This window comes from Paenibacillus taiwanensis DSM 18679, from assembly GCF_000425125.1.
In the GTDB taxonomy this organism is placed as follows: domain Bacteria; phylum Bacillota; class Bacilli; order Paenibacillales; family Paenibacillaceae; genus Paenibacillus_B; species Paenibacillus_B taiwanensis.
In genome coordinates, this window is record NZ_KE384306.1 from 382,378 (window position 1) to 408,202 (window position 25,825).

The 25,825-nt window shown below is 47.6% G+C and carries 23 protein-coding genes; 22 read left to right on the forward strand and 1 reads right to left on the reverse strand.

The features are described 5' to 3' along the window. The first annotated feature begins 7 nt into the window (after nucleotides 1-7). The 19 genes from H509_RS0110565 (at nucleotide 8) to spoVM (ending at nucleotide 22,216) form a co-directional block, all read left to right on the forward strand. On the forward strand, nucleotides 8-2,818 hold the full coding sequence (locus H509_RS0110565) for a calcium-translocating P-type ATPase, SERCA-type (RefSeq protein WP_028545055.1): 2,811 nt from the start codon (nucleotides 8-10) through the stop codon (nucleotides 2,816-2,818). Between the two features lie 206 nt (nucleotides 2,819-3,024). Continuing rightward, a complete protein-coding gene (dapF, locus tag H509_RS0110570) occupies nucleotides 3,025-3,870 on the forward strand; it encodes a diaminopimelate epimerase (RefSeq protein ID WP_028545056.1) in 846 nt (281 codons plus the stop codon). 203 nt (nucleotides 3,871-4,073) lie between these two features. Next, nucleotides 4,074-5,999, forward strand: a complete 1,926-nt coding sequence (locus H509_RS0110575; protein WP_036696907.1) for a bifunctional homocysteine S-methyltransferase/methylenetetrahydrofolate reductase — start codon at nucleotides 4,074-4,076, stop codon at nucleotides 5,997-5,999. Between the two features lie 32 nt (nucleotides 6,000-6,031). Continuing rightward, nucleotides 6,032-6,916, forward strand: coding sequence for a YicC/YloC family endoribonuclease (locus H509_RS0110580; RefSeq protein ID WP_028545058.1), 885 nt, complete (start codon nucleotides 6,032-6,034; stop codon nucleotides 6,914-6,916). A 31-nt stretch (nucleotides 6,917-6,947) separates the two neighbouring features. Beyond that, nucleotides 6,948-7,208: an extracellular matrix/biofilm regulator RemA gene (gene remA, locus H509_RS0110585; protein WP_005548256.1), complete on the forward strand. Its 261-nt coding sequence runs from the start codon at nucleotides 6,948-6,950 to the stop codon at nucleotides 7,206-7,208. Nucleotides 7,209-7,221: 13 nt separating this feature from the next. Next, nucleotides 7,222-7,788 (forward strand): guanylate kinase, encoded by a 567-nt coding sequence (gene gmk, locus H509_RS0110590; RefSeq protein ID WP_028545059.1) that lies wholly within the window; start codon nucleotides 7,222-7,224, stop codon nucleotides 7,786-7,788. Nucleotides 7,789-7,869: 81 nt separating this feature from the next. Then, nucleotides 7,870-8,076 carry a DNA-directed RNA polymerase subunit omega gene (gene rpoZ, locus H509_RS0110595; RefSeq protein WP_028545060.1) on the forward strand — a complete coding sequence of 69 codons (207 nt, stop codon included), beginning with the start codon at nucleotides 7,870-7,872 and terminating at the stop codon, nucleotides 8,074-8,076. Nucleotides 8,077-8,496: 420 nt separating this feature from the next. Continuing rightward, complete coding sequence (coaBC, locus tag H509_RS0110600; RefSeq protein WP_028545061.1) at nucleotides 8,497-9,762, forward strand: bifunctional phosphopantothenoylcysteine decarboxylase/phosphopantothenate--cysteine ligase CoaBC; 1,266 nt, start codon at nucleotides 8,497-8,499, stop codon at nucleotides 9,760-9,762. A 46-nt stretch (nucleotides 9,763-9,808) separates the two neighbouring features. Then, nucleotides 9,809-12,466, forward strand: a complete 2,658-nt coding sequence (priA, locus tag H509_RS0110605) for a primosomal protein N' (protein ID WP_028545062.1) — start codon at nucleotides 9,809-9,811, stop codon at nucleotides 12,464-12,466. 244 nt (nucleotides 12,467-12,710) lie between these two features. Continuing rightward, complete coding sequence (def, locus tag H509_RS0110610; protein ID WP_028545063.1) at nucleotides 12,711-13,187, forward strand: peptide deformylase; 477 nt, start codon at nucleotides 12,711-12,713, stop codon at nucleotides 13,185-13,187. A 4-nt stretch (nucleotides 13,188-13,191) separates the two neighbouring features. Then, the gene (gene fmt, locus H509_RS0110615; protein ID WP_028545064.1) at nucleotides 13,192-14,154 is read left to right on the forward strand and encodes a methionyl-tRNA formyltransferase; all 963 of its coding nucleotides are present in this window, start codon (nucleotides 13,192-13,194) and stop codon (nucleotides 14,152-14,154) included. After that, entirely contained in the window at nucleotides 14,151-15,539 is a 1,389-nt protein-coding gene (rsmB, locus tag H509_RS0110620; protein WP_028545065.1) for a 16S rRNA (cytosine(967)-C(5))-methyltransferase RsmB, read from the forward strand. The genes fmt and rsmB overlap by 4 nt, the downstream gene beginning before the upstream one ends. A 220-nt stretch (nucleotides 15,540-15,759) precedes the next feature. Next, a complete protein-coding gene (rlmN, locus tag H509_RS0110625; protein ID WP_028545066.1) occupies nucleotides 15,760-16,812 on the forward strand; it encodes a dual-specificity RNA methyltransferase RlmN in 1,053 nt (350 codons plus the stop codon). A 5-nt stretch (nucleotides 16,813-16,817) separates the two neighbouring features. Beyond that, a complete protein-coding gene (locus H509_RS0110630; protein WP_028545067.1) occupies nucleotides 16,818-17,585 on the forward strand; it encodes a Stp1/IreP family PP2C-type Ser/Thr phosphatase in 768 nt (255 codons plus the stop codon). After that, nucleotides 17,582-19,807, forward strand: a complete 2,226-nt coding sequence (gene pknB, locus H509_RS24920) for a Stk1 family PASTA domain-containing Ser/Thr kinase (RefSeq protein WP_036696909.1) — start codon at nucleotides 17,582-17,584, stop codon at nucleotides 19,805-19,807. Before H509_RS0110630 ends, pknB begins: the two co-directional genes overlap by 4 nt. A 34-nt stretch (nucleotides 19,808-19,841) precedes the next feature. Further along, on the forward strand, nucleotides 19,842-20,759 hold the full coding sequence (gene rsgA, locus H509_RS0110640) for a ribosome small subunit-dependent GTPase A (protein ID WP_028545068.1): 918 nt from the start codon (nucleotides 19,842-19,844) through the stop codon (nucleotides 20,757-20,759). Nucleotide 20,760: 1 nt separating this feature from the next. After that, nucleotides 20,761-21,423 (forward strand): ribulose-phosphate 3-epimerase, encoded by a 663-nt coding sequence (rpe, locus tag H509_RS0110645; RefSeq protein ID WP_028545069.1) that lies wholly within the window; start codon nucleotides 20,761-20,763, stop codon nucleotides 21,421-21,423. Nucleotides 21,424-21,448: 25 nt separating this feature from the next. Next, nucleotides 21,449-21,709, forward strand: a complete 261-nt coding sequence (locus tag H509_RS0110650) for a hypothetical protein (RefSeq protein WP_028545070.1) — start codon at nucleotides 21,449-21,451, stop codon at nucleotides 21,707-21,709. A gap of 426 nt (nucleotides 21,710-22,135) precedes the next feature. Continuing rightward, nucleotides 22,136-22,216 carry a stage V sporulation protein SpoVM gene (gene spoVM / locus H509_RS24925; protein ID WP_036696910.1) on the forward strand — a complete coding sequence of 27 codons (81 nt, stop codon included), beginning with the start codon at nucleotides 22,136-22,138 and terminating at the stop codon, nucleotides 22,214-22,216. Nucleotides 22,217-22,398: 182 nt separating this feature from the next. On the opposite strand, the gene rpmB is transcribed toward spoVM, so the two are convergent. Continuing rightward, nucleotides 22,399-22,587 carry a 50S ribosomal protein L28 gene (gene rpmB, locus H509_RS0110660; protein ID WP_028545071.1) on the reverse strand — a complete coding sequence of 63 codons (189 nt, stop codon included), beginning with the start codon at nucleotides 22,585-22,587 and terminating at the stop codon, nucleotides 22,399-22,401. Nucleotides 22,588-22,770: 183 nt separating this feature from the next. Between rpmB and H509_RS0110665 the strand changes: the two genes are divergently transcribed. From H509_RS0110665 to H509_RS0110675, 3 genes are read left to right on the forward strand one after another with little or no spacing between them, the layout of a single operon-like run. Further along, the gene (locus tag H509_RS0110665) at nucleotides 22,771-23,130 is read left to right on the forward strand and encodes an Asp23/Gls24 family envelope stress response protein (protein ID WP_028545072.1); all 360 of its coding nucleotides are present in this window, start codon (nucleotides 22,771-22,773) and stop codon (nucleotides 23,128-23,130) included. Between the two features lie 54 nt (nucleotides 23,131-23,184). Continuing rightward, nucleotides 23,185-24,912 carry a DAK2 domain-containing protein gene (locus H509_RS0110670; protein ID WP_051287110.1) on the forward strand — a complete coding sequence of 576 codons (1,728 nt, stop codon included), beginning with the start codon at nucleotides 23,185-23,187 and terminating at the stop codon, nucleotides 24,910-24,912. A gap of 37 nt (nucleotides 24,913-24,949) precedes the next feature. Continuing rightward, nucleotides 24,950-25,822 (forward strand): DegV family protein, encoded by an 873-nt coding sequence (locus tag H509_RS0110675; protein WP_028545074.1) that lies wholly within the window; start codon nucleotides 24,950-24,952, stop codon nucleotides 25,820-25,822. Nucleotides 25,823-25,825 lie beyond the last annotated feature (3 nt).

Here is a 25,825-nt window from a genome sequence, read left to right on the forward strand (position 1 = left end):
ACGGAACATGGAACAAATCAAGTGGCACCGGCTGACGTGTACACAACTGCTGGATACGCTGGGCGTCCACGCAGACCAAGGAATTTCAGATGAAGAAGCCGTACAACGTCAACAACGCTATGGAGCTAACGAGCTGTCGGAAGGTAAACGAATATCCCCCTTGGCATTATTTTTGAATCAGTTTAAAGATTTTATGGTGCTTGTACTGGCGGGGGCGACGCTTGTATCTGGTATACTTGGCGAATATTTAGATGCAGTTACGATTATTGCCATTATCATTTTAAATGGGGTGCTTGGCTTCGTTCAAGAATTCCGGGCGGAGCGCTCGCTTCGTGCACTGAAGCAGTTATCAGCTCCGATCGCCAAAGTGATTCGCTCTGGTCAACTTCATCATCTGCCAGCAAGAGAGCTTGTGCCTGGGGATATAGTGGTATTGGAGAGTGGAGACCGTGTGCCCGCTGATATTCGTTGGTTGGAAACAAACAGTTGTTATGTAGAGGAATCGGCATTAACAGGTGAATCAGTGCCCGTTAATAAACATTTTGAGGCTATCAATCGGGATGATATTCCATTGGGGGATATGAAAAATATCGGGTTTATGGGTACGATGATGTCCCGTGGCACAGCCAGAGGTATCGTTGTGCGGACAGGCATGGACACCGAGATGGGCAAGATTGCTCATTTGATCGACAGCACAGAGTCGATGGAGACTCCATTGCAGCATCGTTTGGAGCAGTTGGGGAAAATTTTGATTATCGTTGCTTTGGCACTAACCGTTATGGTCGTTGTGGCAGGTATTATGCATGGTCAGCCAGCGCTAGGTATGTTTTTGGCGGGCGTAAGTTTGGCGGTGGCGGCTATTCCCGAGGGGTTGCCAGCGATAGTGACCATTGCGCTGGCACTGGGGGTGCAGCGGATGATCAAACGTAAAGCGATTGTGCGCAAATTGCCGTCTGTTGAAACTTTGGGATGTGCCTCTGTCATTTGTTCAGACAAAACAGGTACGCTGACACAAAACAAGATGACTGTTACCAACTTGTGGCTGGGCGGTCGAACACTTGAAGTGAGCGGCGAGGGATATGAGCCGATAGGTCATATTACAGAACAAGGTCAACCGTTGGATTTGAAAAATGATCAGCAGCTTCGTCGTCTGTTACAAATTAGTGCGTTATGTAACAATGCGATACTGGATGAAGTTTATCCAGAGGAAGCAGAGTTGACGAAGTCGGGTAAAGGTGCTAAGCGAAAGGGACGTGAAGAAGTTCAGCCTGTGTGGGGTATAAAGGGGGACCCAACAGAAGGGGCTTTGCTTGTTATGGCAGCCAAACTGGGTGTGACGGCATCTTCAATTGGCAGCGCCTATCAACGTGTGCAGGAGCTGCCATTTGATTCGGAACGAAAACGGATGTCGGTCGTTGTTAAGCATCAGGGTGGCAGTATTTTGTTTACTAAAGGCGCGCCAGATGTACTAATGGATCGCTGCGCGTATGTATTGTGGGATGGCAAAGTAGTTCCCTTTACAGGCAGCCTCAAACAAAGGGCGCAGGCTGCTAATGAGCAGATGGCAAAGCAAGCGTTGCGTGTGCTTGGCACAGCTTACCGTGAGCTAAAGCCGAGTGAGCAGGTGGACAACGAGAATGCTGTTGAGTCGCAGCTCATATTTGTAGGGTTGGCTGGCATGATTGATCCGCCGCGGCGTGAGGTGCGTGATGCGATCAGCCAATGCCGCAGAGCAGGCATTAAAACGGTGATGATTACGGGCGACCATCAATTAACAGCCGAGGCTATCGCAGGTCAATTAGGTATCGTGCCAAAAGGCGGTATTGCTGTAAATGGCGCACAGTTAGCCCACATGACGGATGAAGACTTGGATAAAGTAGTTGATCAAATTTATGTGTATGCACGAGTATCACCGGAACATAAATTGCGTATTGTGAAGTCACTTCAACGACAAGGGCACGTCGTAGCGATGACGGGGGACGGTGTTAACGACGCGCCTGCCATTAAAGCGGCAGATATCGGCATTGCGATGGGTATAACGGGCACAGACGTGACCAAGGAAGCTTCCGCCCTAATTTTAAGTGATGATAACTTTGCAACGATTGTCTCTGCAATTGAAGAAGGCAGGGGCATATACGAAAATATTCGCAAGTTTATCCGTTATTTGCTTGCGTCTAACGTCGGCGAAATATTAGTGATGTTTTTTGCGATGATGTTAGGACTGCCGCTGCCGCTTATCCCAATTCAAATATTGTGGGTGAACTTGGTGACAGATGGTTTGCCGGCAATGGCGCTTGGTGTAGATCAAGCAGAGAAAGATTTGATGGAGCATCGGCCGCGTTCAGCAAAGGAAAACATATTTGCAAGACGGCTTGGCTGGAAAATTATTAGCCGCGGCTTGCTGATCGGCATTTGTACGTTAGCTGCCTTCTGGTTGACGCTTAACGCCAATCCGAACAGCGCTGAGCAATTGATGAAGGCGCAGACGGTTGCTTTTGCAACACTCGTTATGGCGCAGCTTATTCATGTGTTTGATTGCCGCAGCTCGCGTTCTATATTCCATCGTAATTTGTTCCAAAATAAATATTTGGTGCTGGCGGTGCTATCATCCGTGCTGCTCCTGCTTGGAGTCTTGTATATTGAGCAGCTTCAGCCTATATTCAAAACGGTTCCGCTAGGGTTACGTGATTGGGCCATCACATTTGTAATGGCCGGAATTCCTACTTTCTTGCTTGGCATCGGGTCCGTATGGTCTGGCAAGAAGTCGATCAATAGGCGGAGAAAGGCGACTTATCCATCGCACCGTCGCGCGGCTTAAATATTCGTTGGCCTGCTTATTTTACGTGATAAAGTGCAAACATTTTTTCAGTTCATCAATATACATTTTTGTCCTTTTACGTTATCCTTACTTTATAAGTTGCATATCTAGTTATCTGATGTGAATAGAGGAGATTAATCTCTTTGGCTTTAAATAAGGGCTAGACACATTGACGATATGCGGCGGAGTAGAGGGAGTGAACGTCGATGCAATTTACGAAGATGAACGGTCTTGGAAATGACTTTATCGTGGTATATGGTGAACAAGCGTTGCCTGATCAAGTATCACAGCTTGCAATAGAGACTTGTAATCGATACTTTGGTATCGGTGCTGACGGTCTTGTATATATTTTGCCATCTGAGCGTGCCGATTTTAAAATGAGAATTATTAATTCTGACGGTACTGAAGCAGAACAGTGCGGTAATGCGATCCGTTGTGTAGCCAAATACGTAGCAGATAATGGCTATATTACAGCAGACGAGCTGACGATTGAGACGATTGGCGCAGGTGTGCAGCAGGTTCAGCTTAATAGGGACAACAACATTGTGCAGTCGGTCCGCGTAGATATGGGGACGCCAATTCTCGATGGACTCCACATTCCCACTACAATTGATGCGAAGTCAGTAGTGAATGTGCCTGTTGAAGTTGCGGGCCATACGTTTCATTTTACAGCGGTATCGATGGGCAATCCCCATTGTGTAATTTACGTCGAGGACGCAACTACTTTTGATGTACAGCGGTGGGGCCCTCTATTGGAACAGCATCCACTATTCCCGCGCAAGATCAACGTTGAATTTGCAACTGTTCAGCGTCGTGATTTTGTAGATATGCGGGTGTGGGAACGTGGCGCAGGGCCTACGCTTGCTTGTGGAACAGGCGCTTGTGCAACACTTGTAGCAAGCGTGCTAAACGACAACACCGAGCGTAAGGCTACGATATCGCTTGCTGGTGGGGATTTGTTTATCGAATGGAACGAAGAGGATCATCATGTTTACATGACAGGACCTGCTGAATTTGTATTTACAGGCCAATGGGTCAAAGCAAATCGTTAAAAATAGATCCATGCCAAGCTATTTTTTTAACGCATTATTGGGAATAAAGCGGTATAATGGAAAGAAGTCGAACGGGCAGTAGGTTGGGTAATCCATTCCAGCTCTAGTTGCCCGATGATGTATGTGAAGCGTGACGCCCCGCTCGGGGCGTCTTTTGTTCATAAATATATAGGTGTCCAATAGTGTGGAGTGGGGTGGCTCATATGACAGGGAAACTGAAGGATTTAAGGCAAGCTGTGCAGCAGGGGATTATCGTTGGTGATGGTGCAATGGGAACGTATTTATATCATTTTGGTTACCCAGTAGGGATATCTTATGAGGCACTTAACATTACGGAAGCGGACGTTATCCGTAACATACATCGCGAGTATGTAGAAGCAGGGGCGCAGTTGCTAGAGACTAATACCTTTACAGCAAACCGTGAGAAATTGTATAAGCATGGACTGGAATCTAAAGTCAAAGAGATTAATAGAGCGGGCGTTCGCCTGGCGCGTGAAGCTGCACAAGGTAAAGCTTATGTGGTTGGTGCTCTTGGCTCCATTCGTGCAGGGAAGCGAGAAAATATTCATACCTCACTAGTCGCGCGAGATTACGAAGAGCAAATCTCCGCCATGCTAGAAGAAGGCGTGGACGGTATTATGTTTGAGACCTTCTATGACCTGGAAGAAATGAGGCTGGCATTACAAATTACACGTCGTTTGGATGCACAGGTTCCGACAGTCTGTCAATTTGCAGTAGAAGAATCCTATCGAACAAAGGATGGATTTACGCTTGCAGAAGCATTCCGTGTTTTGCGCGAAGATGGAGCGGACATTGTTGGTTTGAACTGTCGCATGGGACCTAACGGTATATTACGTGCGTTCGAATCGGTGACTGGGCGTGTTGGTCTGCCAATGTCTTCTTTCCCGAACGCAGGTTTACCGGATTATGTAGACGGTCGCTATAACTTTGTTGCCTCTGCAGAATACATGGCACAAAGTGCGGTGGAGTTCGCTAAGCAAGGTGCTCGTATTATTGGCGGCTGCTGCGGAACGACACCTAGTCATATTCGAGCTATTGCGGATGCATTAAGTCAAGTAAAGGCAGAAGAGCTGCCTGACATCAGTTTATTGGTAGAGGACGAGGCGGTAACAAGCAGTGGTTCACCGCTTGAAGTTGGCGGTGCGGTATCTACTCAAGATCGAAATCGCCATGATGGCGTAAAGCGCGAAGACAGTATCGTTGATCTGGTCGCGAAGCGTCATACCGTTATTGTGGAGCTTGACCCGCCACGTGATCTGGATATCGCCAAGTTTATGAAAGGCGCTCATGCGCTTAAGCTTGCGGGCGCGGATGCTGTTACGTTAGCTGACAATTCGCTTGCTGTGACTCGTATGAGCAATTTGGCGCTTGGTCATTTGGTTCAAAAAGAAGCGCAAATTCGGCCCTTAATTCATATTGCGTGTCGTGACCGCAACTTAATCGGCACACAATCCCATATGATGGGGTTGGATGCGCTTGATATTGATCATGTGCTTGCTGTCACAGGAGACCCTGCGCGGTTCGGAGATTTGCCCGATTCCAGTTCTGTGTACGACTTAACTTCATTTGAGATCATAAGAATGATTAAACAACTGAATGCAGGAGTAGCGTTCTCAGGCAAACCGCTCAAGCAGCGCGCTAATTTTGTTGTTGGCGCAGCATTTAACCCTAACGTGAAGTATTTAGAAAAAGCAGTTGATCGCCTCGAACGCAAAATTGAAGCAGGGGCCGATTATATAATGACCCAGCCTGTGTATGATGTAGAACTGATCGCTCGTATTGGTGAGCTTACGCGTCACTTAAATATTCCGATTTTTATTGGAATTATGCCGCTTGCAAGTGGAAGAAATGCTGAATATCTCCATAACGAGGTACCAGGCATTACGTTATCGAATGAGGTTCGTGCCCGTATGGCTGGACTAGAGGGGGCGGCTGGGCGAAAAGTCGGAGTTGAGATTGCCAAGGAGCTGCTAGAGGAAGCTATGAAGCATTTTAATGGTATCTATTTAATTACTCCGTTTATGTTCTATGAGATGACTGTTGAATTAACATCCTATGTATGGGAAAAAGCGGAACGCCCGGCCGACCCCTTGTTTCGACTAACATAATGAATTAGAATAGAATAATGGATGTGGTTCCGATGGTTTTCAGTATGACCGGATATGGTCAATCCGCCCAAGAAATCGGTGGATATAAGATTAGTATGGAAATGAAATCCGTAAATCATCGATACAGCGAGATCGTGGTTCGAATGCCGCGGGAATGGACTTGTTACGAAGATCGGTTGCGTCGTATGGTGCAGCAGCGAATCGTTCGCGGTCGTGTAGACGTCTTTATTAACAAAGAGCGTGCAGGCGAATCCACAAGTTCGGTTGAAATCAACATGCAAGTTGTTGATGCATACATGCAAGCAGCTGAGCAGCTTCGTCAGAAGTACGGCATGTCTGGTCATGTAGATGTGAATGAACTGCTGCGTTTGCCAGATGTGATGACGGTTCGTGAAGTGACGACTTTGTCTGATGAACAGTTGCAAGCTTGCTTGGAGGACGGATTAAGCGAAGCATTGGAAGGTTTATGCCGGATGCGTGCAATGGAAGGCAGTCACTTGGAGCAGGATACGAAGGAAAGACTGGCCCGACTTGAAGCCATTCATGCCGAGTTAGTGGAATGGGCGCCCGTAGTTGTAACGGATTATCGAGCGAAGCTGAAGCAGCGACTCGAGCAACTGGCTGATCAGCATCTTACGTTTGATGATGCGAAGTACGGTATGGAGGTCGCGCTTTTTGCGGAGCGCTCCAACGTCGATGAAGAACTAACGAGGCTGAAGAGTCATTTACAGCAATTCAACCAACTGCTCTCAAGCAACGAACCGATTGGCCGGAAGCTTGATTTCCTGATACAGGAGATGAATCGCGAGACGAACACGATAGGTTCTAAGGCGAACCATCTGGAACTGGTTAATCGGGTAGTCGAGATGAAGGCAGAGTTAGAGAAGATTCGCGAGCAAGTAGCGAACATGGAGTAACATGGAGCGTCGAACTAGAGGAGGACCAGGAATGGCGATTAAGCTGATTAATATCGGTTTTGGTAACATCGTATCTGCCAACCGTATTATTTCGATTGTGAGTCCGGAATCGGCTCCGATCAAGCGTATTATCCAAGAAGCACGTGACCGACATATGCTGATCGACGCGACTTACGGACGCCGTACGCGCGCAGTTATCATTACGGACAGCGACCATGTCATTTTATCGGCGGTTCAACCGGAGACGGTAGCGCATCGCTTATCAACGAAGGATGACGACAACGACGAATAAAATGGAGACGAACATGAAGAAGGGTTTATTGATTGTACTGTCCGGTCCATCCGGTGTTGGCAAAGGGACGGTATGTAAAGCATTGCTGAAGAAGACATCGAATCTGACGTATTCGGTGTCGGCTACTACGCGTCAGCCTCGACTTGGCGAAGTAGATGGCGTGAATTACTTTTTTAAGTCACGTGACCATTTCCTTCGTATGATTGAAGAGGATGCGCTGCTTGAGTACGCAGAATACGTAGGTAACTACTATGGCACACCACGTGAATTCGTCGACAAGACGTTGGAACAAGGGAAGGATATTATTCTTGAGATTGAAGTGCAGGGTGCATTGAAGGTCAAGGAGAAGTTTCCAGATGGCATTTTTATTTTCCTCTTGCCGCCGTCGCTGGACGAGCTTAAGGATCGAATTATTGGTCGTGGCACGGAAAATGAAACAGTTATTGACCATCGTATGAATGTTGCGATTGAAGAGATTGCGTTAATGGAGCATTATGATTATGCTGTCGTTAATGATGAGATCGATATGGCTTGCAAGCGTATAGAAAGTATTATTATTGCCGAACATTGTAAAATTTAAGTCTACCGCGTAGACTTTAGGAAGGCGCACTTTTCAAGTGTGCCTTCTCACGGTTTGAATTTGCTAAAGGGGTGCGGAACTATGTTATATCCATCTATCGATGAATTGGTGAGAAAAGCCGACAGTAAGTATTCTTTGGTTGTTGCTGCTTCTCGTCGTGCACGTCAGCTTCGTGAAGGAGAGCGTTCGGAACTGTTGCAGCCGAAATCTCACAAATATGTAGGTATGGCGCTCGAAGAAATTTACGATGAATTTATTCGTATCGAGCAGGATCCTCAACAGCAATAAGGCTGCAGGAGCATCGCGTATTGAATCACCTGCGGGAGATTCAGTAGGCGATGCTCTCGCATGTATAATAGTGTGACACAACAGGACAGCCTTGTTGCCCAGAAACGACGGTTTAATTCACGTCAGGTGACCATTTTTGGTTGGCCGCTGCATTGCATCGCAGTGCAGGATGCATTGAAATACATGTGCCGCCCTACGGCACTTATGATGAAGAACATCAAACAACCGCAAGGTTGTTATTTTTTTCATTTGGACGACGGTTCTTTAACCGAGGTTAGGTTATACAGAGCTCTACAAAACAATTACTATTGCATATGGAGACCGTGATTAATATAGCTAGTATTTATATACAACTAATGGTCATGAATCGAGTCTTGGTGTACAGCTTGAATAGATTTAGATCACGAAAGGCGGGAGCTTATGTTGCACGGGAAGACGATTGTGCTAGGCATAACTGGAGGGATTGCTGCTTATAAAGCGGCAGCGCTTTGCAGCAAGTTGACCCAGGCGGGGGCTACAGTTCATGTGATCATGACGAAGGGCGCTACTCAGTTCATCTCGGAGCTGACGCTACAGACGTTGTCGCGGCAGCCAGTGTACACGGACACCTTTGATGAACGTGATCCCTCTGTTGTATCACACATCCATTTGGCCGACAGTGCAGATTTGTTTCTTATTGCCCCAGCGACCGCCAACATTATCGCAAAGATGGCCTATGGGTTAGCTGACGATATGCTGTCTACATCTTTACTGGCGACAACTGCGCCGATTATGGTCGCTCCGGCAATGAATGTTCATATGTATGCCCATCCGGCTGTTCAGCAAAATATGAATACGCTGCGTGAACGAGGCGTATTTATGGTGGAGCCTGGTGAAGGACTGCTTGCTTGCGGATATGTTGGCAAGGGACGTCTGGCTGAGCCAGAATACATTGTTGAACAGGTTGAACGTTTTTTTGCTGATGGCTCTCGTGGCGATAGGCTATCAAATGTTGTGGGTGCACTGCAAGAACAGCAAAAGCCATTAACGGGCCGCGCGGTTATCGTTACGGCGGGTGGTACTGTTGAACGAATCGATCCAGTACGTTATATTACGAACGATTCTTCTGGTAAAATGGGCTTCGCGGTGGCAGCAGCTGCTCGTGATATGGGAGCTACAGTCACCTTGATTGCGGGACAGACACAGGTTGAGCCTCCTGAAGGTGTACATTTGGTTCGAGTAGAATCTACTCAAGACATGTATGATGCTGTATTGGAGCTGTTCCCGACTGCTGATGTGGTTGTAAAGGCTGCCGCAGTGGCGGATTATAAACCTGTCATACGTGCAGAGCAGAAAATGAAGAAGACAGCGGACAGGTTGATGCTCGAATTAGAGCGTAATCCTGATATTTTGGCAACGTTAGGTAAACAGAAGCAGCAGCAAGTATTAATCGGTTTTGCTGCTGAGACGAATGATGTTGAGCGATATGCAATGGACAAGCTGCGACGCAAAAACTGCGATCTTATCGTCGCCAATGACGTATCTCGTGATGATGCTGGCTTTAGAACAGACAATAATGAAGTGCAAATATATGATCGTAATGGTCTGGTAGAATCTATCGCGTTGACTTCAAAGTCAGCAATTGCCCATCGTATTATGGAGCTGGCTATAGAACGCATCGTACAAGAGGTGCAGGCGGTTGAATGATGAACTCTTGTTCAAGCAGAGCTTTGATCAAGCTGCGGGAGCGAAAGTGGAGACGGGTGAAGGAACATGGATTGCTCGTGTCATTGTGGATATACCGAGTAAGCAGACGAATCGTCCTTTTGATTATAGCGTGCCTGAATCGATGCGTCCTTGGATTGAAGTGGGCAGCCGTGTAGGAGTGCCATTTGGGCCAAGAACTGTGCAGGGCTTTGTAATCGGGCTGACAGTAGGCACAGACATTCCTTCTGCACGCTTAAAGGCTGTCCAACAAGTGCTCGATCTCATTCCGCCATTACCTGCGGATTTGGTGATGCTGGCGGAATGGATGAGTCATCAATATGTGTGTACACATACGGCAGCGCTCCAAGTTATGATTCCCAGTGCTTTAAAAGGGAAGAGTGAGAAAGCGCTTCGGCTTGGGGAAGAAGCAAGGGCTTATTTAACATCAACCCAATCTCGATTGACAGATTGGGAAGAAGAAGGGCCTCAGCCATGCGGCATCAGCGAAGCAGAAGCAGAAACAAGAGATGGCGGGGACCATCGGGATGTGGGAGACCAGACACTAATCGGATGGTTGTCGCAGTCGATGCTTGACGAGCCGACTGTCAGAAGGCTTCTTTATTATGTCAAGGAACATGAGCCTGTAGTTACTGATAAGCTATTGCAGGCCTATCCCTATGCGGCAAGAGCGATTAAGGCTTCGTTGCTGGCGGGATGGTTAGTGGAGACAGAACGAATTAGAGATCGTATCGGAGTCAAGAAACTAAAACGAGTATCCTTGCATCTGCCGTCTGCTGAAGTGGAATCATTTATGGCGTCACTGAAAGCAAAGCGCCAGCGAGAGACGCTGGAAATGCTGTTGTTGATGGATGGAGAAATGCCGCTTAAAGATTTAAATGCAACGGCCGTTAAAGCACTTGCTGACAAAGGCATAGTTATCATCGATGAAGTTGAAGTGCTGCGAGACCCTTACGCAGATCGAAGATTTAAGCCGTCAGATCCTTTACCATTGATGGAAGAGCAACAATCCGTGTTTAATCAGTTGGCTTTAGCGTTAGAGGAAGGCAAGGCCCGTTCCTTCTTGCTGCACGGGGTTACTGGGAGTGGGAAGACAGAAGTTTACTTACAAGCGATTGAACGGAGTCTGAAAGCTGGTAAAGAGGCGATTGTGCTCGTACCTGAAATATCGTTGACTCCTCAGATGGTAGAACGGTTTAAGGGCAGATTCGGCTCAAGGGTCGCCGTGATGCACAGTCGCCTTTCCCAAGGAGAGCGGTATGATGAATGGCGCAAGATTAGAGAAGGTCGTGTACAGGTGGCGATTGGTGCACGATCAGCCGTATTTGCACCTTTTCGGCATATAGGTCTTATTATTATTGATGAGGAACATGAAACCTCCTATAAGCAGGAAGAAACACCAAAGTATCATGCTCGTGATGTAGCCATTGAGCGTGCTAGACTGCATGACGCGGTGGTAGTGCTCGGTTCCGCAACACCTTCTATGGAATCTTATTATGCTGCGAAGATGGATCGTTATGATGACATTCCGCAAGGTTTGGAACGACCGAGATGGAAGCTGGCTCCACTTGCGATGCCTACTCGTGTAGAGGGTCGGGAACTGCCTCCCGTCACCATCGTTGATATGCGTGAGCAGCTTAAAGTAGGCAATCGCTCTATGTTCAGCCAACAGCTAGAAGCGGCGTTGGAAGCTAGATTAGAACGAGGCGAGCAAACTGTGCTGCTCTTAAATCGGAGGGGCTATTCTACATTTGTGATGTGCCGAACGTGCGGATACGTGGCCCAATGTCCAGAATGTGACATCTCGTTGACCTATCATATGAAGACAGAGCACATGCGCTGCCATTACTGTGGGTATACAGAACGTGCGCCTTCCGTGTGCCCCTCTTGCGAGAGTGAGCATATTCGCTTTTTTGGAACAGGCACACAGCGGGTCGAAGAACAACTGGCTCGCCGTTTTCCAGGTATTCGAGTCATCCGAATGGACGTAGATACGACAACGGAGAAGGGATCGCATGAGCGAATGTTGCAGCAGTTTCGTGAACGGCGAGCTGATGTACTGCTTGGCACGCAAATGGTTGCAAAAGGATTAGATTTCCCTTACGTCACGCTCGTAGGCGTCATTGCTGCTGATTCTGCATTGCACATGCCGGATTTTAGGGCGGCTGAGAAGACGTTCCAACTGCTCACTCAAGTTGCAGGTCGTGCAGGCAGACATCATCTTCCAGGTGAGGTGGTTGTGCAAACATATGCACCTGAACATTACTCGATCAATCATGCGTCACAGCATGATTACAGCGGCTTTGCCTCTGATGAGCTGCGTCATCGTCGGACACAACTTGTGCCACCTTTTTGCCGGCTCGCGCTGCTTACCATGACACATGAACAGCTTCCGCTGTTAGTCAGAGCTGCAGAGAACGCGGCCATACGAATCAAGGAGCTTGCGGAACGTCAAGGGTGGCTGATGCCACTACACACTGCTGTAAACGCGGTTGACGTATTTGGGCCAGTCGCGTCTCCGATACCACGCATTAAGAACAAATACAGGTTCCAATGCACTGTTAAATGCAAGGGAGATATTGATTTGTCGGCACTAATGGCCGAGGTGCTTGCAACGCTTGAACCGATGTCACGTGAACAGGGAGTATTGTTTAGTGTAGACATAGATCCGCAGATGATGATGTGATAAGCGTGAAGATGTTCATGTATGCTATATTTGACTTAAGTGTGATTTAAATTTGATGTTAAACTGATCAGAATCTGAATTAAATCTAATCTAAAGGCAGAGATAAACTTTTCCGGTTGATCACTTGTTATGAGCAAAGTCATGTAATCGGAGCGACTGCGCTTACACAATGATAACTGCTCATTTATGCCCATATAGATAAGGGTATAACGTAAATAGATACTAAAAAGGACGGTGCTTTAACATGGCAATTCGTATTATTGTACACGAGCCGGACCCGGTTCTCCATGAAGTAGCGAAAGAAGTAACCAAATTTAACGCAAATCTGCACAAGCTTCTCGACGATATGGCAGATACGATGTACGATGCGGAAGGTGTGGGGCTGGCTGCACCACAAATCGGAGTACTAAAGCGTGTAATCGTTGTAGATGTCGGAGACGACAACGGACTTATTGAAATGGTAAATCCAGAACTGGTAGAGATGGAAGGGGAACAACTCGGTCCTGAAGGCTGTCTCAGCATTCCAGGTCTAAATGGTGATGTGCGACGTCATCAGAAAATTAAAGTAAAGGGCATGGATCGTAATGGTGAAGTATTCGAAATGATTGCAGAAGACTTCCTAGCACGCGCATTCCAACATGAAATTGACCATCTGAACGGTATTCTGTTTACGTCGATTGCGGACAGCGTATATGAAATTCAGCGTCAAGGCAAGGAGTAGTCGCATGACAAAAATCGTATTTATGGGCACACCGCAATTTGCGGTGCCTTCCCTGCAAATGCTGCTGACTGAAGGTTACACAGTGGCGGCGGTTGTTACACAACCGGACCGCCCAGTGGGCCGCAAACGCGTGCTGACGCCTACTCCAGTCAAGCAAGCGGCATTGGATAACGGGATCACTACGGTATGGCAGCCAGAGAAGCTCCGTACCTCAGAAACTATTGAGCATATTCGTGAATTGGCTCCTGATCTGATCGTAACGGCAGCGTATGGTCAAATTTTGCCTAAAGCGCTGCTCGACATTCCACGTCAAGGCTGTATTAATGTACATGGCTCCTTACTGCCGGGCTACCGTGGTGGTGCGCCAATTCAGCGTTCCATCATGAATGGCGAGCCTAAAACCGGCGTCACCATTATGTACATGGCAGAAGGAATGGACACTGGTGATATGATCAGCCGTGTAGAAGTGCCGATTACGGATGCCGACAACGCAGGGACTTTGTTTGATAAGCTTAGCACGGAAGGAGCCGAACTGCTGCGTCGCACCTTGCCAGAGCTGCTGGCCGGTTCTGTACAAGCAGAAGCTCAGGATGAGACGCTTGCGACTTATGCACCGAATCTGAAGCGAGAAGATGAAAGATTGGATTGGACACGTTCTACACGTGAGCTGTTTAATCAGGTGAGGGGGCTTGTTCCTTTCTCAGGTGCGTTTACAACTTGGAACGAAGAAGTGTTTAAGGTATGGGCGACGGCAGTCCCTGTAACTTCAGATGCTGACACTAGCATTACTGCTAAGCTTGATGCAGTACCTGGCACCGTGCTGACGGTAAGTGAAGACGGGATCGAAGTGAAGACGGGTGACGCTTCTATTTGGTTAACTGAAGTGCAGCCTGCGGGCAAAAAGGCGATGTCAGTTCGAGACTTTGTTCGTGGAGGCAAAATGACACCAGGGACGGTGCTGTTGTGAGCCACAAAGGAACAGAAGCACGCCCTAGACGAAAGACAGCACGTGAGGTAGCACTGGATGTGCTGATTATGGTCGACAAAGAACAGTCTTATAGCAATTTGCAGCTCAACGAGGCGCTAAACGAAGCAAAGCTGGAACGTGTCGATGCGGGGCTCGCTACTGAGCTTGTATATGGCACAATTCAGCGGCTTAACACAATAGATGGTGTGCTTGCGCGCAAAGTGGCCAAAGGGACGGGCAAGCTAAAGCCTTGGATGCGTAACCTACTTCGCATGAGCTTGTACCAATTGCAGTATTTGGATCGTATTCCTGCTCATGCGGCAGTTAATGAAGCGGTAGCTATTGCGAAGCGGCGTGGGCAACAAGCGATGGCTGGATTTGTGAACGGTGTGCTGCGTGGGGTTATGCGTGATCTGCAAGTATGGGATGCACCCCAAAATGCCAATGCGGTTGAGCTTATCGCATGGAATCATTCGCATCCGCAATGGCTTGTTGCACGCTGGGTTAGGACTTACGGCGAGAAGGAGACAGCTCGCCTATGTGCTGCTAACAATGAAGCGCCACATGCGAGTGGTCGAGTGAATCGTCTGTACGGCACTCGCGAGCTGCTGCTTGAGGAGATGAGCGAGCTTGGATTGGAGGTTATGCCGTCTGCACTTAGCCCTGACGGTATAATCGGGTACGGCGTTGGGAACTTGGCGCAGACCTCCTGGTATCAGGAGGGTAAGCTATCCGTACAGGATGAAAGTTCCATGCTAGTGGTTGAGGCTGTGCGTCCAACCGCGGGCATGCGTATACTGGATTGCTGTGCAGCCCCTGGCGGTAAGACGATGCATATCGCAGAGCGCATGGGCAATCAAGGTGAAATTGTCGCTAACGATGTGCATGCGCACAAAATAGCTCTTATTGCAGAGCAGGCGTCTCGCCTTGGCTTGTCTGCTGTACAAACGATCAATGTGGATGCGGCGACATTAAGCCAACGACTGCCTGAAGCGAGCTTTGACGTGGTTCTGCTTGACGCGCCTTGTACCGGTTTTGGTGTTATTCGCCGCAAGCCGGATTTGAAGTGGCGCAAGGATGCGCAAGACGTTGCTTCGATCGCAACCCTACAGAGCCGCTTGATTCAGGAGGCCGCTAAGCTAGTTCGTCCAGGAGGCAGACTTGTCTATTCCACTTGTACGATCGAGCATGAGGAAAATGATGAGGTGGTTAGTCAATTTCTTCAGCAGCATACGAAATGGAGCCTTGATGATTCGTGGAAGCTTCATTTGCCAGCGGACAAGCTTGCGGCTGCGCTGGCGCGCAGCTCGGCAGGAATGCTGCAAGTGCTGCCGCATGATGCCGACTCCGATGGGTTCTTTATCGCGTGTTTACAGCGCGAGTAACAGGATACACAGCAACAGCTTCATAGATGATGATAACGAGAACCCGCGCTGTAAGGGACTGCAAGGACCCTGTATGGTGCGGGTTTTGTTAGTTGGGTAGAGTTGTTTTTGCAAACTTGCCATTTGTGGTAAAATAAATCGACTGCAACGTTATGATAGCAGAGTTAGATTCTTCATATAATCGTTGTAAGCTATAACAGAATAGGTAGTGTGATAATTAATGAAACCATTTATATACGATCTGTCGTTTGACAAGCTGCAGGAGTGGCTGAAGGAGAACGATGAGCCGGCATTTCGTGCCGGACAAATTTTTGACTGGATTTATGTGAAGCGAGTGACCGATTTTGAGCAGATGTCCAACCTGTCGAAGTCGCTGCGCACCAAGTTGAACGAGCAATTCCAGTTTGTAACACTTAAAGAAATAACCCATATGAAATCACAGGATGGAACGATAAAGTTCTTATTTGGACTGCATGACGATCATGCAATCGAAACCGTCGTGATGAAGCATAACTACGGCAACAGTGTTTGTGTAACGACACAAGTAGGGTGTCGGGTAGGTTGTACGTTTTGTGCTTCTACTTTAGGAGGGCTCAAGCGTAATCTTACAGCAGGAGAGATTGTAGCCCAAGTCGTAGCAGCTCAGAAAATATTGGATGAAACAAATGAGCGTGTGAGCAGTATCGTTATTATGGGCACGGGCGAACCATTTGAGAATTACGAAGCAACGATGGACTTTTTACGAATCATGATTTCGGAAAAAGGTCTTCATATCGGTCAGCGTCATATTACGGTGTCCACAAGCGGAATCGTGCCTAGTATTTATAAGTTTGCAGATGAAAATACACAAATTAATTTGGCGATTTCGATTCATGCTCCTAACGACAAGCTGCGTTCGAAGCTAATGCCTGTTAACCGTCGTTTCCCATTTGAAGACGTTATGAATGCGCTCAAATATTATCAGGACAAGACTGGCCGTCGGATTACGTTTGAGTATGCGCTTATTGGCGGTGTTAATGATCAGGTGGAGCATGCTGAAGAACTAGCTGACGTGCTGAAGCGGATGGACATGATGGCGCATGTGAACTTAATTCCGGTTAACTACGTCCCAGAGCGCGACTATGTGCGTACGCCTCGTAACGAAATATTTAAATTTTACAATAAACTGGTGGATAAAGGAATTAATGCAACGATTCGACGTGAGCAGGGACACGATATTGCAGCGGCTTGTGGCCAGTTGCGTGCGAAGCATATGGAATCTAATGCGAGGTGATCAAAATGAAAGCTGTAGATCGATCCGATGTTGGGCTGGTCCGAGCAGTAAATGAAGATCGTGCCTACACAGGCATACTTACGAATGGTTATACGCTCGCAATAGTAGCAGACGGTATGGGCGGACATCAAGCAGGAGATATCGCAAGCACCTTGGCGGTAGATACTGTTGTAAGGGAGCTATCCTCATTACCAGAGCATTTAGAAGAGAATGAACGCGGGCAGGCGCTAAAACATGCTATTTTACGTGCTAACGATACGGTCTATCAGATTGCTTCTCAGGATGAAAAATACAACCATATGGGCACGACCATTGTGGCGGCTTTTTTGAAAGGGAAATCGGGTGTGATTGGCCATATTGGCGACAGCCGTGCTTACCTAATTAATCGGAACCGGATACAGCAATTAACGGAAGATCATTCCTTGGTTTATGAATTAATGAAGTCTGGTCAAATATCGGCCGAAGAAGCAGAGCGGCACCCACGACGTAATGTGCTGACTCGTGCGCTTGGCACCGATAACCAGGTGCAAGTAGATCTAAATGCTTTACAGTTAACCGAAGGGGAGTCACTGCTCTTATGCAGCGATGGGTTGACCAATATGGTGAGTGTAGCTGATATTTGGTCTACTGTCATTGACCCGTCCTTACCGCTAGAAGTGAGAGCTGATCGTTTGATAGAGCAGGCTATCGAAGCGGGTGGAGAGGACAACGTTACGGTAGTGCTCTTGCAAGGATCAGGTGCGGGCACCGAGAAAGAGGGGTGGAACGCATGATTGGCACTACGTTGGCTGGAAGATATGAGATTATTGCTCGCGTTGGTGGCGGGGGCATGGCATTGGTGTACAAGTCGCTTGACGTGCTGCTGAATCGTTATGTGGCAGTTAAAGTGTTGCGACAGCAGTTTGTACACGATGAGGAGTTTATTCGGCGTTTTCGCCGTGAGGCGCAATCTGCGGCTTCGCTGTCTCATCCTAACGTTGTCAGTGTTTATGACGTGGGACAAGAAGAAGATATTCATTTTATCGTTATGGAGTACGTGGAAGGCTATAATCTAAATGAAATTATTAAAGAGCGGGCACCGCTGCAATCTGACGAAGCTGTGCGTATTGCCATGCAAATTTGCGATGCGCTTGATCATGCACACCATAATCATATTATTCATCGCGACATTAAGCCGCATAATATATTAATTGGTAATAATGGCCGTGTAAAAGTAACAGATTTTGGTATTGCAAGAGCAGTTACTTCTTCTACGATCACACAGACGGGTTCTGTGGTAGGGTCTGTCCATTATTTTTCACCAGAGCATGCCAAAGGTGTACTGACTGGCGAGAAGTCTGATTTGTATTCGCTTGGCATCGTGCTGTATCAAATGTTAACAGGCAAGCTTCCATTCCTTGGAGAAAGCCCGATTAGTGTAGCCTTAAAACATTTGCAAGAGCCCTTTGAAGAGCCGAGGCTTGTGAATCCACTAATTCCGCAAAGTGTGGAAAATGTTATTTTAAAATCGATGCGGAAAAATCCGATAGAACGTTATCAATCGGCCAAAGAAATGCTAAACGACCTTGACACTTGTCTCCAACCAGAGCGGATGTATGAGCCTAAAGTTACATTTGCGAACGGTGGTGCTGTATTCGACGATGAGCAGGAAACGCGTGTAATGCCAGCTATTCGTGCTGATGTCGCTACTGGGGCGGCAGACTATCAAAGTACGGACAAGGAGCGCTATGCACCGTCTTATGACCAATCAAGAACAGCAGCGCCTGGTAGTCTGTCCGCGCGTGCTAGTGGGCGGGAGGAGAGCAGCACAAACAAGAATGGCTCTAACAAGCCTCCCGTTAAGAAATGGGTGAAGCCAACAATTTGGATTGGCTCTACGCTTGTATTTTTAGGTATTTTGATCAGCGTTGTGTTTTATGTCAAAAGTCTACTTGTGGTTGATGAGGTTAAACTGCCAAACCTAGTCAAGATGACAGAGGAAGCAGCGCTGCAAGAGCTTGCTAAAATTGGCATTCATGCGGAGGACCCGATTATTCGAGAACCTAAAGAAGGTTTTGCGAAAGGAATTGTGTTCAATCAGAGCAAAGCGCAGGGGACAATGGTCAAGGAAGGGTCCTCGATTAAATTGTATGTTAGTGACGGCGAGCCGACGAAGCCATTGCCAGACCTCAAAGGTTTGACGTATAACGATGCCGTGAAAAAACTGCTAGAAATGGGCTTTGACATTTCTCACATTTCGGATAAAGCCGTGTACGATGAACATGCGGAGACTGGTGTTGTTGTAGGGATGATGCCGGAAGCAGGGGCGAAAATTGATCCTAAAACAGGAAGCGTAAAGCTTGATGTCAGCAAGGGGAAGGAATCGTTTGCTATGCCGAACCTTGTAGGATTAACTAAAGATGCAGCGATAGCACAGATCGAGGCAAGCCAACTCAAATTGGCGAAAGATGGTATTATAGAAGAACCGAGCTTTGCTGCACAGGGCTCTGTAATTAAGCAATATCCTTATGAACCGAATGATCCGGTTATAAAAGGTGCTGAAGTAAAGATTTATGTTAGCTCTGGCTACCCTCCAGAAGCGATCAACTATACATTTAATTTGCCAGTAGCTCCTGCGGAGGAAGGCAAGACAAGCACGATTCGTATTGTGTATACAGATGCGCGCGGCGAGAACACGGAGTGGGGCTCAAAGAAGATTAATACAACTCAAGTTTTCTCCATCCCGCTTGTGCTAGCGCCTAATAAAGATGGTGTTGTTTCAGTACATCGTGATGGCAAATTCGTTGACACGTATCCAATCTCCTATTTGGACGCGAAGCAAGGTACAGTACCTATTCCAGAAGTGCATCCTGTCGATGGCAAGCCAGATGGCGGGGCAGGCCAAGCGGAAGAAGGTCATGGACAACATGCAGAGGGCGAAGCGGGTCAAGGGGGCGAATCTGGCAGCAATGCTGGAACGGACACTGGAGTCGGCACCGGAGCAAATGGTGGTTAAATATAAAGAAGCATCAGACATTGGAGGATGAAGTATGCCGGAAGGTTTAATCGTAAAGGCGCTGAGCGGCTATTATTACGTTCGACCGGACGGAGAATCGATGCAAGCAACGGTTCAGTGTCGAGCAAGAGGTATATTTAAGAAGAGAGGTGTGTCCCCGCTTGTCGGGGACCATGTCGTCTTCTCATTGACTGAAAATGGTGAAGGCACGGTTGACGAGATTAGATCGCGTTCCACGGAACTTATACGTCCGCCAATCGCTAACGTTGGTCTTGCGCTGCTTGCATTTTCGGTATTGGAGCCGGATTTTAATACACAGCTGCTGGACAAGTTTCTTGTACATATTGAACATGCAGGACTAGATGCGGTCATTGTGCTGACCAAATGGGACTTGCTAGAACGTCTTCCCGCTGCAATTGGTGAGCGGCAGCGTGAAGAAGTGGAGCAGCAGATCAAGACGTATCGTAAGATCGGCTATAACGTCATCGTAACTAGTTCGAAACACGGCTTTGGTTATCAAGAACTGGAGCAGAAGTTGTCTCACGATATCAGTGTGTTTGCGGGCCAGTCTGGCGTAGGCAAATCGTCTTTGTTAAATGCTATGATTCCTGGCATTACACTTGAGACGAATCAGATCAGTCATCGTTTGGGGAGAGGCAAGCACACCACTCGTCATGTGGAGCTGATTGCACTGCCAGGCGGAGGCTATATCGCGGATACTCCGGGCTTTAGCCAACTTGATTTTCTGGAGCTTGGTGTCGAGCAGTTGGGGACGTGTTTCCGGGAGTTCCAGCAGTATGCCGATGACTGCAAGTTCCGTGGCTGTACGCATACTCATGAGCCAGGCTGTAAAGTAAAAGAGGCGTTGGAAACAGGTGAAATTGCAGCTTCGCGTTATCATCATTACACCCTCTTCTTGGAAGAGATGAAAGACAAAAAGCGGAGGTATTAATATGTTAAAGATTGCTCCATCGATATTAGCAGCAGATTTTTCACGCCTTGGAGAGGAAGTGGCCGATGTCACTCAAGGCGGAGCGGATTGGATACATATTGACGCGATGGACGGTCGATTTGTGCCTAACTTGACGTTTGGGCCGTTGGCTGTACAGGCTGTGAAGCCGCATACTCATTTGCCGCTTGACGTGCACTTAATGATAGTGGAGCCTGAGAAATATGTAGCTGACTTTGCTAAAGCGGGAGCCGATATTATTACAGTCCACGCAGAGGCTTGCTCGCATCTACATCGTGTCATTTATCAGATTAAAGAACACGGTGTGCAGGCTGGTGTTGCGTTAAATCCACATACGCCGTTATCTGCAATTGAAGAAGTGATTACAGATATCGATTTGGCATTGGTAATGACGGTTAACCCAGGTTTTGGCGGGCAACGTTTTATTAGCAATTGTGTAGACAAGATTCGCCGCCTCAGACAATTAAGCGACCAACGCGGGCATAAAGGCCTTCATATTGAAGTGGATGGCGGTATTACAGCCGAAACGGCCCGTTCCGTTGTTGAGGCGGGTGCAGACGTGCTTGTTGCGGGTAGCGCGGTATACGGCAGCAAGGATCGTGCTACAGCCATTCAAGCGATACGTCAAGCAGGCACACACATCTAGGAGTACGGAAAAGGGGAGATACCGTATGACATGGAGAACAGCGTTAACAACCGGTTTTTTTAGCTTTCTGTGCGGCACACTAGTAGGCTGGTACGCATTTCTGCCGATGCCGTTTAATTTGCTTAGCTCTGTAGGAGCACTTATTACAGGTGTGTGGTTCTTCCGGAAATTTGAATCCCGAAAGATGAGAATTGCTTTTATTGTGCTTTCTATCTTTTACATGGTGTTGTTTCTTATTTTTATGTCGTTATATATTACGGTATCACAAATGCCGATGCCTTCGTAAATTGATGTTAGCGGTGTCTCGCTAGCTGTAAGGCTGTCAGACTGTTGGAGCACGGGGGTTGATAAGCCCTGAGTGTTGACAGCGACAGAGGAGTTAGGGAATTGATGTGGTGACACGCATACCATGCCCGTACTCGGCATATGATGGTTACATGAGCAATGGACTCATGTAACCTTTTTTTGTCCGGATAGGAAAGTATAAGTTCGCTGAAGCTTTGGATGTGTTGCGAGAACTGCGTTCCTAAAGGGGAATAAGCCAAATCTGTGCTTTCGAAGCGGAGTAGCTTCGTATCTTCTAGGTGCTCATCCTCCGATAGGCCTCGTTAACGTGAAGTTCCAGCATAGGCGGAAATGAGCGATAAGAGGACTGAGAAGGAAGGCAATATTCGCTCTTAAGCATAATTGAGAACAACGAGGAGGGTGGAAGATGAAATTTTATACGTTTAAGCTGCCTAAGTTCCTGGGAGGATTTGTGAAGGCGATCTTAAACACATTCAACAAGAGCTGATGTTGCAGGCGGCCCTTTTGCTGAATCCGTCACCTTCCATCCGACACGATTATTCCGCGAGAGCGGTATAAATGACTAAAAGGCGGCACGTACGTTAAGTGTATGTACACGGGTTTCGGCACGCGCACGTAAAAAAGCACCTGATTTGAGTTCAGGTGCTTTTTGTATATTGAAGCTAGGGATTAGACGCGAGTCACTTTACCTGCCTTCAATGCGCGCGTGCTCACGTATACGCGTTTCGGTTTACCATCGACCAAGATGCGAACTTTCTGAACATTAACGCCCCAAGAGCGACGAGTCTTGTTGTTCGCGTGTGATCTAAAGTTACCCGATCCAGGTTTCTTACCTGTGATATAACATTTGCGAGCCATGCCTAACACCTCCTTATCCCATAGCGACCAAGCGTACAATCAAATACTCAAATATCATACCATAGGCTAATTTGCCTCGTCAACTGAAACGATAACTTTGTTTATTTCTGTTGTTTATTTCTGTTTTCTCTTATAGTACAATGGTGAATAGTCCATAATACTCAAAAAAGGAGTGAACGAACCATGGCCATTGAACTTGGAATGGAACTAGGTAAAGTAAGCATCTCCGAAGAAGTCGTCGCTGTGATCGCAGGTTCAGCCGCAATGGAATGTTACGGTCTAGTGGGCATGGCTTCGCGCAAGCAATTAAAAGATGGTATAGCTGAATTGCTCGGTCGCGAGAACCTGACACGTGGCGTTGAAGTTCGCCGTGTTCAGGATGCGCTGCATATAGATTTGTATATTGTCGTTAGTTACGGAACGAAGATTTCAGAGGTAGCGCATAACATCCAAGTAAAAGTGAAATACGTGTTGAACGAAGTTATTGGTCTTACTGTAGATCAGGTAAATATTTTTGTACAGGACGTACGTGTATTAAGCTAGGAAGGGGAATTTTCGTTGAACATGCGTTCTTTAAATGGGACCCAATTTGCCAATATGGTGCTAAGCGGTGCGGACTCTCTTAACCGCCATGCCGAGTACGTTAATGCTCTTAACGTGTTTCCGGTACCAGATGGAGACACAGGCACTAATATGAACTTAACGATGACGGCCGGAGTGGCGGAGATGAAGGCTAAGATGTCCGCCTCGATCGCCAAGACGGCAGAGGTGTTGTCCAAGGGACTGCTTATGGGCGCTCGTGGCAACTCGGGTGTGATCTTGTCCCAGTTGTTCCGCGGTTTCAGTCGCGGTGTAGCTGGACTTGATGAGGTGAATGCCGTTCAATTCGCTAATGCGCTGCAAAGCGGTGTCGATACGGCTTACAAAGCCGTTGTAAAGCCTGTCGAAGGGACAATTCTTACTGTTGCCAAAGAAGCGGCCAAGCACGCGGTACATATCGCACGTCGGACACCTGACGTTCGGGAGCTTGTAGCCGAAGTCGTTGCAAGAGCAAAGGATGCACTTGCCAAGACCCCTGATTTGCTTCCGGTGTTAAAGCAGGTAGGCGTAGTAGATTCAGGTGGACAAGGTCTCGTATACATCTACGAAGGCTTCCTCCGCTCCCTAGAAGGAGGGGCAACGGAGTTTGTCGCGGATACTAGCGAAGTGCCCTCTATGACATCACCTGCGGCACCCGCAGCTCCAGTCGTTAAAGAGACGGTTAAGCGCGAGCAGAACACATCGGCTCAAGCGAAGCTGCATACGGAAGATATCGAATTTTTATACGATATGGAATTTTTTATCGATCTTTCGCGTGGAGCGAAGCGTCCTTACAAGGAAGAGGAGTTCGAGAAAGCGCTAGCAAAGAACGGCGATTCTATTATCCTGATTGCGGATGATGATATTGTTAAGGTTCATGTACATTCCCGCCTTCCTGGCGAAGTGTTGGATCTGGCTATGCAGTACGGAGAATTGATTCGGATTCATATCCTAAATATGCGTGAGCAGCATCGTGAATTGCTGCATGGTGAACACGGTGAATCTGCGATGGCTGACGTATTCGCAGATATGCCTGTAACAAGCTCTATTTCGGAGCCTGTTGCGGTAGAGCCTCCAGCAGATGAGATGGCTCCGTACGGCTTTATTGCTGTAGCGATGGGGCAAGGCATCACGGATATTTACAAGAGCTTGGGTATTGACGTCGTGTTGTCCGGAGGACAAACAATGAACCCTAGCACACAAGACTTTATCGATGCGATTGAGTCTATCACGGCACAGCATTTGTTTATTTTGCCTAACAATTCTAACATTATTATGGCTGCGAAGCAGGCAGCAGAAATTGTTGAGCGTGACGTAACTGTACTGGAGACGAAGACGATTCCACAAGGGATCTCTGCTGCGTTTGCCTTCCAAGAGGAAGAGTCCGTGGAAACGAACACGGAGCTGATGCAAAGTGCAATCGCTCATGTGAAGTCTGGTCAAGTGACGTATGCAGTACGTGACACCAGCATGGACGATTTGGAGATTAAGGCGGGCCATTTCATCGGGATTTCCGGTGGCAAGATTGTAGCCACGACTGAAGAGTTGACAGGAACTTGTGAGCGGCTCCTTGACAAGATGTTAGAAGATGGCGGCGAGATTATTACGATTTTAACGGGCGAGGATGCGAAGGAAGAGGAAACGGAATCATTGCTCGAGTGGTTGTCTCAGCATCATGCAGACGCAGAGGTTGAAGTTCACGAAGGTGGACAACCTATCTATTCTTACATTATCTCTGTTGAATAAGAATATCAATTTAGCAAGTTGAAGGGGAGGCAACGATATGGCTCAAGTTCGAATCGTGACCGACAGTACCGCTGACATTCCACTCGAATTACGAGAACGTTATGGCATCGAGATGGTGCCGCTCAAAGTTCATTTCGAGCAAGAGATGTACAAGGATGCCATTACGATTGAACCGGATCAATTTTACGATAAATTAGTCCAGTCTTCTAAGTTGCCAACTACATCTCAACCTTCGCCTGTAGAATTTGTAGATGTGTTTAAACGTCTGAATGAGGAACCGGAAACGTCTATCATTTCCATCCATCTATCATCAGCTTTAAGTGGTACGTATCAGTCGGCCATGCTTGCTAGCAACATGATGGAAGAAGAAGCTGATATTACGGTAGTAGATTCTCGTTCTGCTTCATATGGCTTCGGTCTGTTTGTTGTTGAAGCGGCCAAGATGGCTCAAGAGGGACGATCGAAGGATGAAATTTTAGAGATGATTACACGGATGCAGCAGGAGCGTAAGTTGTTTTTCCTTGTTGATTCTCTTGAATTTTTGCAGAAGGGCGGCCGTATCGGGAAAGCGGCTGCAATGTTTGGCACCTTGCTTAACATTAAGCCCATTCTGTCCATTGATCCGGCAGGCGAAGTATACGCGATGGAGAAGGTACGTGGCTATAAGAAAGCTCTTCAGCGAATTATGGAACTATTAAGCAGCGATTTTGCAGAGAAGCCGATTCATCTTGCAATTGGTTATGGCCAAGTAAAGGAATCGGCTGACGAAGTGGTAGCAGCCCTTCAGTCACAATTTGATATTCGTTCTGTACAATATACGCGCATCGGCGCAGTTGTTGGAACACACGTCGGACCCGGAGTCGTCGCCATGTTTGCATGGCCTGCGGAAGTGTCCGCAGACAAGTTGTAGTCG

Coding starts and splice junctions, on each gene's coding strand:
- H509_RS0110565 (WP_028545055.1), top strand. CDS start 8: ATGGAACAAATCAAGTGGCACCGGCTGACGTGTACACAACTGCTGGAT.
- dapF (WP_028545056.1), top strand. CDS start 3,025: ATGCAATTTACGAAGATGAACGGTCTTGGAAATGACTTTATCGTGGTA.
- H509_RS0110575 (WP_036696907.1), top strand. CDS start 4,074: ATGACAGGGAAACTGAAGGATTTAAGGCAAGCTGTGCAGCAGGGGATT.
- H509_RS0110580 (WP_028545058.1), top strand. CDS start 6,032: ATGGTTTTCAGTATGACCGGATATGGTCAATCCGCCCAAGAAATCGGT.
- remA (WP_005548256.1), top strand. CDS start 6,948: ATGGCGATTAAGCTGATTAATATCGGTTTTGGTAACATCGTATCTGCC.
- gmk (WP_028545059.1), top strand. CDS start 7,222: ATGAAGAAGGGTTTATTGATTGTACTGTCCGGTCCATCCGGTGTTGGC.
- rpoZ (WP_028545060.1), top strand. CDS start 7,870: ATGTTATATCCATCTATCGATGAATTGGTGAGAAAAGCCGACAGTAAG.
- coaBC (WP_028545061.1), top strand. CDS start 8,497: ATGTTGCACGGGAAGACGATTGTGCTAGGCATAACTGGAGGGATTGCT.
- def (WP_028545063.1), top strand. CDS start 12,711: ATGGCAATTCGTATTATTGTACACGAGCCGGACCCGGTTCTCCATGAA.
- fmt (WP_028545064.1), top strand. CDS start 13,192: ATGACAAAAATCGTATTTATGGGCACACCGCAATTTGCGGTGCCTTCC.
- rlmN (WP_028545066.1), top strand. CDS start 15,760: ATGAAACCATTTATATACGATCTGTCGTTTGACAAGCTGCAGGAGTGG.
- H509_RS0110630 (WP_028545067.1), top strand. CDS start 16,818: ATGAAAGCTGTAGATCGATCCGATGTTGGGCTGGTCCGAGCAGTAAAT.
- pknB (WP_036696909.1), top strand. CDS start 17,582: ATGATTGGCACTACGTTGGCTGGAAGATATGAGATTATTGCTCGCGTT.
- rsgA (WP_028545068.1), top strand. CDS start 19,842: ATGCCGGAAGGTTTAATCGTAAAGGCGCTGAGCGGCTATTATTACGTT.
- rpe (WP_028545069.1), top strand. CDS start 20,761: ATGTTAAAGATTGCTCCATCGATATTAGCAGCAGATTTTTCACGCCTT.
- H509_RS0110650 (WP_028545070.1), top strand. CDS start 21,449: ATGACATGGAGAACAGCGTTAACAACCGGTTTTTTTAGCTTTCTGTGC.
- spoVM (WP_036696910.1), top strand. CDS start 22,136: ATGAAATTTTATACGTTTAAGCTGCCTAAGTTCCTGGGAGGATTTGTG.
- rpmB (WP_028545071.1), bottom strand. CDS start 22,587: ATGGCTCGCAAATGTTATATCACAGGTAAGAAACCTGGATCGGGTAAC.
- H509_RS0110665 (WP_028545072.1), top strand. CDS start 22,771: ATGGCCATTGAACTTGGAATGGAACTAGGTAAAGTAAGCATCTCCGAA.
- H509_RS0110670 (WP_051287110.1), top strand. CDS start 23,185: ATGGTGCTAAGCGGTGCGGACTCTCTTAACCGCCATGCCGAGTACGTT.
- H509_RS0110675 (WP_028545074.1), top strand. CDS start 24,950: ATGGCTCAAGTTCGAATCGTGACCGACAGTACCGCTGACATTCCACTC.